This is a genomic window from Jiulongibacter sp. NS-SX5 (assembly GCF_052828545.1).
In genome coordinates this window covers 568,489-581,411 of the sequence record NZ_CM128248.1, presented here as the reverse complement: position 1 = coordinate 581,411, position 12,923 = coordinate 568,489, and the positions used below count along the sequence as shown (strand labels likewise).

The 12,923-nt window shown below is 39.6% G+C and carries 11 protein-coding genes; 8 read left to right on the top strand and 3 right to left on the bottom strand.

All coding sequences use genetic code 11. From position 1 onward, the window contains the following. Positions 1–2: 2 nt before the first annotated feature. Together uvrC and ACUXV0_RS02405 are read left to right on the top strand one after the other, a co-directional pair. Entirely contained in the window at positions 3–1,817 is a 1,815-nt protein-coding gene (gene uvrC, locus ACUXV0_RS02410) for an excinuclease ABC subunit UvrC (RefSeq protein ID WP_446191467.1), read from the top strand. Between the two features lie 69 nt (positions 1,818–1,886). Beyond that, on the top strand, positions 1,887–2,276 hold the full coding sequence (locus ACUXV0_RS02405) for a DUF3703 domain-containing protein (RefSeq protein WP_446191466.1): 390 nt from the start codon (positions 1,887–1,889) through the stop codon (positions 2,274–2,276). On the opposite strand, the gene ACUXV0_RS02400 is transcribed toward ACUXV0_RS02405, so the two are convergent. Both ACUXV0_RS02400 and ACUXV0_RS02395 read right to left on the bottom strand, forming a co-directional pair. Then, positions 2,262–3,518, bottom strand: a complete 1,257-nt coding sequence (locus tag ACUXV0_RS02400; protein WP_446191465.1) for an alkaline phosphatase family protein — start codon at positions 3,516–3,518, stop codon at positions 2,262–2,264. The genes ACUXV0_RS02405 and ACUXV0_RS02400 overlap by 15 nt on opposite strands. 124 nt (positions 3,519–3,642) lie before the next feature. Next, a complete protein-coding gene (locus ACUXV0_RS02395) occupies positions 3,643–4,752 on the bottom strand; it encodes an endo-1,4-beta-xylanase (protein ID WP_446191464.1) in 1,110 nt (369 codons plus the stop codon). 205 nt (positions 4,753–4,957) lie between these two features. Between ACUXV0_RS02395 and eutB the strand changes: the two genes are divergently transcribed. The 6 genes from eutB to ACUXV0_RS02365 all read left to right on the top strand — a co-directional run bounded on the left by eutB (position 4,958) and on the right by ACUXV0_RS02365 (position 11,842). After that, positions 4,958–7,276, top strand: a complete 2,319-nt coding sequence (gene eutB / locus ACUXV0_RS02390) for an ethanolamine ammonia-lyase subunit EutB (RefSeq protein WP_446191463.1) — start codon at positions 4,958–4,960, stop codon at positions 7,274–7,276. After that, positions 7,277–7,735, top strand: a complete 459-nt coding sequence (locus ACUXV0_RS02385) for a DUF1569 domain-containing protein (protein ID WP_446191462.1) — start codon at positions 7,277–7,279, stop codon at positions 7,733–7,735. It begins immediately after the preceding gene. Between the two features lie 120 nt (positions 7,736–7,855). Then, on the top strand, positions 7,856–8,878 hold the full coding sequence (locus ACUXV0_RS02380; protein ID WP_446191461.1) for an alpha/beta hydrolase: 1,023 nt from the start codon (positions 7,856–7,858) through the stop codon (positions 8,876–8,878). 57 nt (positions 8,879–8,935) lie between these two features. Continuing rightward, positions 8,936–10,231 carry a CitMHS family transporter gene (locus ACUXV0_RS02375; protein WP_446191460.1) on the top strand — a complete coding sequence of 432 codons (1,296 nt, stop codon included), beginning with the start codon at positions 8,936–8,938 and terminating at the stop codon, positions 10,229–10,231. A gap of 1 nt (position 10,232) precedes the next feature. Next, positions 10,233–11,540 carry an acyclic terpene utilization AtuA family protein gene (locus tag ACUXV0_RS02370; protein WP_446191459.1) on the top strand — a complete coding sequence of 436 codons (1,308 nt, stop codon included), beginning with the start codon at positions 10,233–10,235 and terminating at the stop codon, positions 11,538–11,540. Next, positions 11,537–11,842, top strand: coding sequence for an AtuA-related protein (locus ACUXV0_RS02365; protein WP_446191458.1), 306 nt, complete (start codon positions 11,537–11,539; stop codon positions 11,840–11,842). The genes ACUXV0_RS02370 and ACUXV0_RS02365 overlap by 4 nt, the downstream gene beginning before the upstream one ends. A 103-nt stretch (positions 11,843–11,945) precedes the next feature. Here the strand turns inward: ACUXV0_RS02365 and ACUXV0_RS02360 are convergent, their stop codons facing one another. Continuing rightward, the gene (locus tag ACUXV0_RS02360; RefSeq protein ID WP_446191457.1) at positions 11,946–12,917 is read right to left on the bottom strand and encodes a UDP-glucuronic acid decarboxylase family protein; all 972 of its coding nucleotides are present in this window, start codon (positions 12,915–12,917) and stop codon (positions 11,946–11,948) included. Positions 12,918–12,923 lie beyond the last annotated feature (6 nt).

Here is a 12,923-nt window from a genome sequence, read left to right as displayed (position 1 = left end):
TTATGGCTTCCATAAAATTTGATTATAAAACACAGATTCCTCTGTTGCCAAATGAGCCTGGCATTTACAAATACTTTGATGAAAAAGGTACTATCATCTACGTAGGTAAGGCAAAGAATCTGAAGAATAGAATAAGCAGCTATTTCTATAATTTTGATAGAGCAGATCGTAAAACTAAGCGATTGGTGGTAAGTATCAGAAATCTGGAATATACCGTGGTGCATTCAGAGTACGATGCACTTCTGCTGGAAAACAACATGATTAAGGAGCTTCAGCCGAAGTTCAATATCATGCTTAAAGACGATAAGAATTACCCATACATCTGCGTTACCAATGAGCGTTTTCCCAGACTCATTAAAACCAGAAGAATAGAGGATAAAAAGAAGGGTAAAATGTACGGACCCTATGTAAATGTTAAGGCTATGCATGCTCTGCTTGACATGTTCACTCAGCTTTACACCATTCGTACCTGCAAGTATGTCTTATCTGAAGAAAATGTAGAGGCCAGAAAGTATAAACTCTGTTTAGAGTATCATATTGGCAACTGTCTGGGCCCTTGTGAGGGATTGCAAGATGAAGCAGATTACATGCAGGAGATTGACCAGGTTCATCACATTCTTAAGGGAAATATTGCTCCGGCAAAGGAATACTTTAAAGAGAAAATGATGGAGGCTGCGGCTAATACAGCCTTTGAGAAAGCCCATGAGTTTAAACAAAAACTAGAATTCCTCCAGAATTACCAGTCAAAGGCCACTGTAGTAAATCCGTCTATTAATGACGCAGATGTCTTTGGTATACAATCTGATCAGGACGCCGCCTATGTATGTTATTTGAAAATCAGTAATGGTACTATTACCCAGACTCAAACTTTTGAAGTGAAAAAGAAGCTGGAAGAACCAGATGATGAAATACTGGAGAAGGTCATCTTTGAGATAAGAACTCAGTATGATAGTAAGGCCAAAGAAATCATAGCGAACATAGATCTGGACACTGACCTTAAAGCCAATATCACGGTACCTAAAATAGGTGATAAGAAGAAGCTAATAGAAATGGCTCTTAGAAATGTCATGTATTTCAGACATGAAAAAGCAGAGCGTGAGGCTATTGCTAAGAGTGGAGCAACAAATAAACGTGACCGAGTTCTTATTAAACTAAAACAAGATCTGCAGTTAAAGGAGATCCCTCGGCATATTGAGTGTTTTGATAACTCTAATATACAGGGTACAAATCCTGTAAGTGCCATGGTACTTTTCAGAAATGGCCAGCCCAGTAAAAAAGAATACAGGCATTATATTCCCAGAACTGTAGTAGGTCCAGATGATTTTGGAACCATGAGAGAAGTGGTTTACAGGAGATATAAACGACTACTTGAAGAAAAAGAAGACCTTCCAGATCTAATAGTTATTGATGGAGGAAAAGGTCAACTATCTGCCTCTGTAGAAGCCCTGAAAGAGCTAAACTTATATGGTAAAATACCAATCATTGGCATAGCCAAAAGACTGGAAGAAATATACTTCCCAGAGGATACTTTGCCTATTTATATTGATAAGAAGTCTGAATCTTTAAAACTTATACAACGGGCCCGTGATGAGGCCCACAGGTTTGGTATCACCCATCATAGAAACAGGCGTAGCAAAGGATTTCTTATTAGCAGCTTAGAAGGAATACCGGGCATAGGAAAGCCCACTGCCACAAAAGTACTTAAGCATTTCAAAACCATTCAAAACATTAGAAATGCCTCTCAGGAAGAGCTAATAGAGGTTTTAGGAAAAGATAAGGCCAGACGTATTCGGGAATTCCTAAGTGAAAGTGAGTAATTAAAGAAGGTATGCAGCGGTATTGCATGGGTCTGATTTCTATTTTTGAATAAATCAGTTCCTTATAAAATGTCACTATTTAATACCTCCATGCCCGCGGCATTAAAGCCTTTTTACTATTCAGAATTAGTTTCATATGACGCTCATATGGAAACCAACAATCTGCAAGCAGCATGGAGAAGCCTTGAACGGGCTCATATCTTAGGTCAGAAATACCCGCTCACTCATTCTGAGGTTCACTGGAAAATGCTTCTTTTTGGTTTCAAAATAAAGAGTGCAAAAGAAGTTTTTGGGCAAATTTTGAGACTCTTTACCGGTGGGGTTAAATCCTTTGTAGGTGTAATCCCGGTAGGAAACCCCGGTGGTTCTAATGTTCCTCCATTGAAGTCCTATGAAATAGAGCCAGAGCTTAAAGACATATTAATGAAGACTACAACTTCTGAATTACTTAAGAATTGATCTGACTTTCTCTAAATCCCCATCAATTTTCTGACTAATTTTTAGTCCTAGTAAATGAGCTACCAGAGGATATACATGAATATTTTCAATGGCTGAAACAGTGTAGTTTTCCTTAATTTCTGGTCCACTTAAACAAAATAAGGCTCCCATATTCTGATCTTCATAAGGGTCATAGCCATGTGTACCACCGGGGTATGTCATCTGACGATCTTCCTCTGAGTAAATGATGGTGTAGGGAGATTCTGTTATGAGTACCAGATCACCAATTTTTTCTCCATTTGAAAAATTAAGATAGGCAGGCACTTCTTCTTTGCGGTAAACTCTCAGGTTTTCTGCTCCTATAAGTTTCTGAAATAGCGTATCTGTTTCCTCTTTATTTTCTGTATAAATCATAGCCACGGGCCCGCTGTAAAACTTTTCAGGGTCTACGGTAACATAGTCGTGTATATTAATAAAAGACGTAACCGGTGACATCCCATGATCTGCTGTTACCAGAAGAGTAACGGGCAATCCACTCTTTCTTAATCCTTCTTGCAGAGCACCTATTTGCTGATCTACGTAGAGCACAGCTTCTTTACATTCTTCTGAATCTGGCCCAAATCGGTGTCCCTGTGTATCTACTAATGAGAAATAAAGAGTTATTAAATGTGGCCTTTCTTTCTCCGGTAATTTCAGCCATTCTAAAACACGCTGTATCCTGTGTTCATAGGGTAGCTGTTTATCATATGTATAATAGTATTTGGGGTGCAAACCGTTTACATTCGCTTCAGAACCGACCCAAAAGAAACTAGCAGAAACCATTTCTTGTTGCTGAGCCAGATTCCATAGTGGCACCCCACCGTACCATGAGCCATCCTCCACCACTTCTCTTATTGGGATAGCGTATTTGGTTTCACGTTCTTTATCATAAAATGAATTCGACACTATTCCGTGATTTTGCGGATACAGACCGCTCACCAATGTATAGTGATTGGGGAAAGTTTTAGAAGGAAAAGAAGGTATGAGTCTTTCTGCAGAGGCTCCATTTTTTTTGATACTCAAAATATTCTCTCCCTGAAATTTCTCTGCATAATCATGTCTGAATCCGTCTATTGACACCATTATGACATAGGGTTTACGCATAGACTCCTCAGAATTAAGAATATCATTTGAAATAAACTCTTTGGCTATTGATTCTTCATAGCTCTGTGCTTTGGCAGAGAGCCCCCCTACTAAGAAAAATACAACTAATAACTTTTTCATATATCATTTTAGTGGCCCTAAAATTAGCTCAATATTGCTTCTGAAAGAAGAGTCAATAGACATCTGAGGCATAAAAAAAGCCGAAAAGCATAAACTTCTCGGCTCTGTATGGATTTAGGTTAGTTTATTTATCCTTAACTTTCATAATGGCATCGTACGCTTCTTTTCTTTGATTATTTCTATCAAATAATAAAGGGTAGTTAGTTCTTCCCTGTACAGGGAATCCGTTTTTCCAGCTATCACCGTCATTTACTCCCCAGAAGGTTACACGATCTATCTTATCTCTATGCTTATAAAAAAGAGCAAAAATATCTGCATATCTTTTCGCTAAAGCAGCACTTACATCTGCTGGTAAACCATCTGTGTAAGGGTCTAGCTCAGCCTTTAGTTCAGCACTTTGACTAATCTCAGCACCGCTCACTCCTTGAGGGTTTGGCAATACATCAATATCCAATTCAGTAATTGCCACTTTTAAGCCTAATGCACTGTAGGCCAATATACTTTCCTCTATCTCTTGAATAGTAGGGAAATCCATATGCCAGTGACCTTGCATTCCTATTCCGTCTATTTTAGCCCCACTTTCCTGAATCTTCTTTACCATTTTAATGACTCCATCACGTTTTGCCTTACCCGTCATGCTGTAATCATTATAATACAAATCTGCATCTGGCTCTACTTCTGCTGCCATTTTAAACGCCCATGGCAAATATCCCTCTCCCATTGTTTTCAAAAAAACAGACTGTCTTAAAGAGCCATCGCCTTCTACAGCTTCATTAACCACATCCCAGCTATAGACTTTGCCTTTGTATCTACCTGCCACAGCTTCAATATGAGCTTTTAAAGCTTCTGCCATAGAAGCAGAATCCTCTATAGCTGCTATAAAAGGAGAAAGCTGAGAATGCCACACCAGCGTATGACCGTGCACTTTTTGACCATTTTTTTCTGCCAAAGCAAAAAGCTTATCAGGCATTTCAAAATTGTAGGTGTCTTCCTCAGGGTGAATCAGTGAAGACTTCATCACGTTTTCTGCAGTTAATACGTTAAACTCCTTTGCTATTAGAGAAGCTTGCGACGCATCTCCGTTTATTTGGCCATTGTTAACAGCCGTACCAATTAAAAAGTCTTCAGCAAAAAGCTCTTTTATGCTTTCAGGCTTTACTTCTTCCGCAGTTTTTTCTTTACAAGACCAGGCCAATACAGCCACAAATGCCAATGGTAGTACTCTCAATTTCATAATTAGATAGGTATTTTTAATTGTCAAAATTACACTTTTTAATTAATCCAAAGTAATAACAGTAAAATTATATTTCAATCGGTTGCAAACAGAGGCCGTTAGAATGTATAAAACTGACATTACTCTTCCCAAAATTTTAAATTTTAAGGAAAGTCACATTCACTAAAATTCTGATTAAATTAAGGATCAGAATACTTAAGATCTTATGAAAGAGCTAAATAGAAAACAGTTTTTGACGGCACTTGGATTAACCGCACCGGCATTAGCCCTTCTGAAAAGTTGCAGTTTTAAATCTGAGCCGATAGTTCAAAAAAGCTCTCTCGTTTCTCTGTCAAAACCTAAATCTGCAGAGGGTATAATAGAATATCTGAAACGGACTGAAGGTGGTTTTGCCCAAAATCGGTATTGTCAAATAATTGGAGCGGCTAACGAATTTAAGGAAGGAGATGAGGCCATAGGCCTTGCGGCAAAAGATGAAACGACCAGGATGTATGCTCGCCAACTTTTAAGCAATACTTCTTTACAAGATATTAAAATTCACACTCTTTTTGAGGATGAATTATTTACTCTTATTTCAAAAACTACTCTAGTAGACAGCGAATTTGATCAGTGGACCTTAGGACATCTGAAAGAGTTTATTCTTACAGAGACAGAAGAAGAAATAAAAAAGGTGACGCCCTTTTTAAACAGTGATCAGGTAGGATGCTTGGTAAAACTCTGTACGAATGAAGAGCTGATCATCATAGGTCAAAAAGTCTTTAACCCTTTAGCAAACAGTAAAATTGGAGCCAAAGGCTACATGAGTGCCCGTGTACAGCCAAACTCCCCCACAGACAATACTGAGGATATCATCTGGCAGGTTTTCAATGCCTGGTCATACGCTGTGGGTGATCTGGTTTTAGGTACAAATCCGGTTTCCAGTGAGGTGAAATCTGTAGCCGCTATTGAAGAAGCTTTGTTTGATATTATCCAGACTTTTGAGCTTGAAAATACCATTTCCAATTGTGTATTAGCACATATAGATGTACAGTCTGCCGCCGAAAATCAAAAACCCGGCACCACCGGTATTTGGTTCCAAAGCCTCGCCGGCACTGTCAATGCAAATCAGACCTTTGATCTGACCATTGAAAAAATGCAGAATCATGTTTCTAATAAAACCGGAAAGTTTGGACTCTACGCAGAAACCGGCCAGGGGGCTGATTTCACAAATGGACATGGCGAGGGATTCGACATGGTCATCCATGAGTCTCGAAAATATGGTTTTTTGAGAGCTTTGAAACAGCAAATTGAAAATCAGACGCCAGAAGGACAACCCAAACCATGGGTTCATGTCAATGACGTAGCCGGGTTTATTGGCCCAGAGGTTTTCAAAACCAAGGAACAATTAGTTCGCTGCTGTCTGGAAGATACCGTTATGGGCAAATTACATGGTTTGACTATCGGCCTCGATATCTGTTCTACTCTCCATATGGATGTGACGCTGGAAGAACTCGACTGGTGCATTGAACAAATTATGCCCGCAAACCCGGCTTATCTCATGGCCTTGCCTACCAAAAATGATCCGATGCTCAGCTACCTCACTACTGCTTTTCATAATCATTTAAAAATAAGAGAGAAGTTTGGATACAAAATCAATGACGATATGTGGGCTTTCTTCAAAAAATTAGGGGTTATAGATGAAAGCGGCAAACCAACTGAACATTTTGGAGACCCCATTTGGGTCTATTACCAATTTTTAAAAGCAAAAGGAGATATAAGATCATTTGATCAAATCAAAATTGAAGCAGAACAAGCTTTGGTTAGAATTAAGAATAGAGGTGTGCCTGTTTCTCGAGGATATGGCGATAATTATTGGGACCCGGAACCTGAACTGGCCAAAGAAACCAAAACTTTATATGAAGATGCCAAAGTGAGTTTATGGACGCCCCTAGAAGATTCGTTTGTTTCAACTATTCCAGGGACAGTACCTGTTACTACCCAATCATTAGATAGAAAAGACTATGTTTATCACCCTGTAAGTGGTGAACAGCTTTCTGATGTTTCTATTGCTCAGTTAAAACCATTGAAATCAAATGTGAAGGGTGAGGTTCAAATTGTAATATCAGATGGGCTAAACGCAAGAGCCATAATGGACGAAAACCACCTTAAGCCCTTTCTGGAGTCTTTTTCAAAATTGGCTTCTCAATCTGAGATGAGTATAAATTCAGCTATCCCATTCTTTACCAATGGCCGTGTGAGAGCAGGATACGCTGCAGGAGAAATTCTGCTTGGAAGTAAGGATTCAAAACAGTTTAAAACATTGATTCACATCATTGGCGAAAGACCTGGAAGCGGTCATCATAATTTTTCAGTTTATATTACCGTGGCAAATGCGGTCACCTGGAATCAAAAAGGAAATATTGACCATGACATTACCCGTGTGGTTTCTGGAATTTCGGATACTGCATTAAAGCCCGAAGAGGCCGCCAAAACCGTTTTGAGAATCATAAAAGAAAGAAAAGTAGAACTACAAAAATTAACATAAATGAACTACACCCGGAGTTTTGACAAAGAGTATGCAGATCAGGTAATTGCCAGAATAAACTCACTAAAGCCTAATTCACAGCCTATTTGGGGCAAGATGACAGTTTCTCAAATGCTGGCTCACCTCTCTGTAGCCTATGAAATGACCTATGAAGACAAGCACCCGGCACCTAAGGGTTTGATGAAATTGATGTTAAAAATGTTTGTCAAAAACATGGTAGTAGGCTCCAAACCGTATAAAAAGAATACCAGAACAGCACCGGCCTTTCTTATTACAGATGATCGCGATTTTGAAACAGAAAAGAAAAGACTCATCGACTTCATTCTTAAGACTCAAAAACTAGGAGCAAATCATTTTGATGGAAAAGAAAACCTGTCATTTGGAAAATTGACAAAAGATGAATGGTCAATCATGTTTGCAAAACACCTGGACCATCATTTATCACAGTTTGGAATATAAGTTTAAATTAGAGATTAAAGAATATTCAATATTTTATTGTCACAATAAGAGACAATAATTTTAGGTAGGTTTATTTTTCAGGGCTATATTCGCTGTACCTATTGAAAATAAACTTTACCTATGCTTCTTAGAATTGCTTTAATTCTTTTCATACCCATTGCCCTTAATGCACAAAACGGCAAGGTGGTCACCTTTACTCTAAACTCAAAGGCTCTCATAAATGACGCCGGTGAAAACCCAAACCGAAAGTGTTCTGTTTATCTGCCACCGGGCTATGAAAATTCAGACCAACGATACCCTGTAGTTTATTACCTGCATGGTTTCACGGGTACTGACAGCATTTATCCTATGATGAAGCAAGTGCTGGATGCCGCAGTATCAAAACAGAAAATCAGACCCTATATCCTGGTGATTTCTGACCAGAACACCCTTTTTCAAGGTAGTTTTTACAGTAAGTCAGACTTTATAGGTGACTGGGACACCTTTACTGCTACCGAACTGGTGAATTACATGGATAACCATTTCAGAACCATTCCGCATAGAAATAGCAGGGCTATTGGTGGACATTCTATGGGTGGTTATGGGGCTCTGAAAATAGGGATGCTACACCCGGAGACCTTTTCTGTAATGTACGGAATGAGTCCGGGTTTAATGGCTTTTGTAAAAGAGTTTGGTCCTAACAGCCGTTCTTTTAAAGAGCTGCAAGAAGTAAAGACCGTAGAAGAATTAAGGAAAACCTATTATCCAAAAGTATTAGTAGCTGTAGGCAGAGCCTGGTCTCCTAATCCTGATAAACCGCCTTTTTACTGTGACATGCCATTTACATACCAAGGTGATTCGCTGATTATTCATCAGGAAATCTTAGATAAATGGCATGCCAATATGCCGGTGGAAATGCTTAACCAGTATGCCGAAAATCTAAAGCAGTATTCAGGCATAAAACTGGACTGGGGTAGAAATGATGCCCCGCGTTTTCCTCAGCAAAACATGCTTTTCAGTGTGAAGCTTGAGAACCTGGGCATTAATCATTACGCAGAAGAATACATAGGTGATCATATCAACAAAATATGGACAATGGATGGCCGAGTGCTCAATGCCATGTTACCTTTTTTCAATGATCATCTGGAATTTGAGCAAGACTAAAATTCTCAATTCTTTACAACTATAATATGCCCATAAAGCAATAATCTCATTCTTCGTATGCTGGCAGTCTTCGGTTTTGCTATTATTCTAATTTTCCTCGCTCTCATAATCAGTAAGAAAGTGTCTGTGATGGCGGCTTTGGTATTAACGCCTGTCTTGGTAGCCTTACTGGCCGGTTTTAGCCCCGTAGAAATTGGAAAATTTGGTCTGGAAGGAATAAAGCAGGTAGCTCCTACCGGAATCTTACTCATGTTTGCCGTATTGTATTTTGCCACCATGCTTGATGCCGGTCTTTTTGACCCGGTCATTTCATTTATCATTAAAACTGTAAAGGGAGACCCGCTAAAAGTGGTGATCGGTACAGCTATTTTAGCCATGATTGTTCACCTGGATGGCGATGGCACTGCCACTTTCATGATTGTACTTTCTGCTTTCTTGCCAATTTATAAGGCTTTAAAAATGAACAAATTGGTACTTTCTGGCGTAGTGGCTATGGCGGTGGGTCCTATTCACCTGGTACCATGGTCTGGCACCTCTGCCAGAGCTATTTCTGTATTAGAGACAGACAGTGTTCAGATATTTAACCCAAATATTCCAGCCATTTGTGCTGGCATTCTGTGGGTATTATTTGTGGCCTATTTATGGGGTAAAAAAGAACGAAACCGCCTAGGCGTCCTTGATTTCACCTATAACCATCAGCAGGAACTCACAGAAGAACAGCGATTGCTCAGAAGGCCTAAGTTAATTTTCATTAATGCCTTACTCACCATACTCCTTATCATCTGCCTTATGGAAGGCTGGGTGCCTGCTCCTGTTTTATTTGTTATAGCCTCTATGGTGGTTTTACAAATCAATTACCCAAAACTAAAGGATCAGAAAAAAGTAGTCTCCAAACATGGAAACAATATTTTCATGGTTTCCAGCCTTATTTTTGCTGCGGGTATTTTCTCAGGAATATTGAATGGCTCGGGAATGATTAATGAAATGTCAAATTCCCTGGTGAGCCTTATCCCAGATGGCCATGCAAATCTCCTACCCATACTAACCGCCATCACCAGTATGCCGGCTAGTGTTTTGTTTACGCCAGATGCCTATTATTTTGGGGTGCTGCCTGTTTTGGCAGAGTCTGCGACCCAATTGAACCTGGACACCCTTCAAATGGGCAGGGCAGCATTACTTGGACAAATGACAGTGGGCTTTCCGCTGAGTCCGCTTACTGCATCTACATTTCTCTTAATAGGGCTGGCAGAAGTAGAGCTGGATGACCACCAGAAACATACCTTCTTGTGGGCCTGGGGTACTACTATAATTATGAGTTTAGCAGCTCTACTTACTGGTTCAATAGGTATTTAATATGAAAAAAATAAGAATTGGATGTGGGGCTGGTTTTTCTGGTGACAGACTGGAGCCAGCTGTTCTTTTAGCAGATAAGGCAAATCTGAATTACCTGGTTCTGGAATGCCTTGCAGAGCGTACCATTGCTCTGGCCCAAAAACAAAAGATGGCAGATCCCAATTCTGGGTTTGACCCTTTCTTAGAAAGAAGAATAAGCAGTCTGCTACCCTATTTGGCAAAAAATAAAATAACACTTATTACCAATATGGGTGCCGCAAATCCAATTGCTGCTGCAAAAAAAGCCCTATCAATTGCTCAAAAGGAAGGTATCAAAATAAAAATTGCCGCTGTATATGGCGATGATGTTTTAGAGCAGTTAACAGGGAACGAAATAACCCTTGAAAGCCAAAAGGCAATCAAAGAATCTGGTGAAATTCTCTCTGCAAATGCCTATATGGGTGTCAACGGAATTCTGGACTCCCTCAGAATAGATGCACAGATCATTATTACAGGTCGTGTTTCAGACCCTTCTTTATTTCTGGCTCCTATGATTCATGAATTTGGCTGGGAAACTGAAAACCTGCTGGGGCAGGGAACCGTAATAGGTCATTTATTGGAATGTGCCGGGCAATTGACAGGTGGATATTTTATGGACACTACCAAAAAGCAGGTCCCAGATCCAGCTAATCTGGGGCATCCATTCGCAGAAATATCTGCCGATGGAACAGCACTATTCTCAAAAATCAAGGGTACCGGTGGCCTATTAAATCTTCAGACAGTTAAAGAGCAATTGCTCTATGAAGTAATTAACCCATACGCATACCAAACTCCTGATATTACTGCGGACTTCTCTACCGTACGTTTAGAAAAATTAGATAAAGACTTAGTCAAAGTGACAGGAGGAACCGGAAAACCAGCACCAGAGAAATTAAAAGTAAGTGTAGGATACAGAGCTTTTTACATGGGTGAAGGCGAAATTTCTTATACAGGAACAGATTCACTTCAAAGAGCCGAGCTGGCTGCAGATATTTTAAAAAAGAGACTTGAACATTTGACCGAAGATATAAGGGTAGATTTTATTGGTCAAAATGCCATTGTAAAAGGGAAGAACTTTGGCAATGATATTTTGGAAGTCAGATTACGAATAGCAGCTAAATGCAATGACGAGAATACGGCCAAACGCATAGGAGAAGAAGTAGAAGCACTTTATACCAATGGACCAGCCGGCGGTGGCGGAGTAAGAAAGCAGGTAAAAGAAGTGGTGGGTATCCACTCAATATTTTTAAACAGGGATATGGCAAAAGCTAAAACTTTATTACTGGAATGAAACTATACGAAATAGCACATAGCAGAGCTGGCGACAAAGGTAATATTTCTACACTTTCACTTATTCCATTTCAAGAAGATCATTATAAATTGCTTTGTCAAAAAATTACTGTAGAGCGAGTAAAAAAACATCTTTCTGAACATTTAAAGGGTGAAATAAAGCGATTTGAATTGGAAAATATCTCTTCTTTATTATTTGTATGTGAAGATGCCCTTGCGGGTGGAGTTACTACTTCGCTGGCTCTGGATGCCCATGGAAAATGTTTAAGCTCTGCCCTCTTAGAAATGGAAATTGAACTTTGAAATTCACGGATAATTGTGTGATGGCTAAAGCCTTTTCAGAAATAGCCGTTCACAAAAAAAGACCTCACTTTGGAGGTCTTTTTCACAATATCAAAACTCTTATTTAAAACTCTCTATGCTTTGCTTCATCATAAAGACGCTCTTTTGAGAATCCTTTGAAGTATTCATAGGTAAGTTTTAAGCCTTCAGATCGGTCAACCTTTGGCTCCCAGTCTAAAATCTCTTTGGCTCTGGTGATATCCGGTTTACGCTGCTTCGGATCATCCTTTGGCAGGTCTTTGTAAATCACTTTTTGATCTGTGCCTGTCAGTTTTATGATTTCCTCAGCAAACTCCCCAATTGTAATTTCATTTGGGTTACCCACGTTTACAGGCTGTGCATAATCAGAATGTAATAATCTGTAAATACCCTCTACAAGATCATCTACAAAACAGAATGAGCGTGTCTGACTACCGTCACCAAATACCGTTAAATCTTCGCCACGTAAAGCCTGACCTATAAAGGCTGGCAACACGCGTCCGTCGTTCAGTCGCATTCTTGGCCCGTAGGTATTAAAAATACGAACGATTCTAGTCTCCACGCCATGGTAGGTATGGTAAGCCATAGTCATGGCTTCCTGAAAACGCTTGGCTTCATCATATACACCTCTTGGCCCTACAGGATTCACATGTCCCCAGTAATCTTCATTTTGAGGGTGCACCAGTGGGTCACCATAAACCTCTGACGTTGAAGCAATAAGAACTCGTGCATTTTTAACCCTTGCAAGTCCAAGGCAATTATGAATCCCCAGTGACCCCACTTTAAGCGTTTGAATAGGAATCTTTAGGTAATCAATCGGGCTTGCTGGTGAAGCAAAGTGAAGAATGTAATCTAAGTCTCCTGGCACATGAATAAACTTTGAAACATCATGATGATAAAACTCAAAATTCTCAAGCTTAAACAGGTGCTCAATATTCCTTAAATCACCGGTAATTAGGTTATCCATAGCTATGACATGGTAACCTTCCTTTATAAATCTGTCACAGAGGTGTGAGCCTAAAAAACCAGCTCCACCCGTAATCAAAATTCTTTTCATTTAACT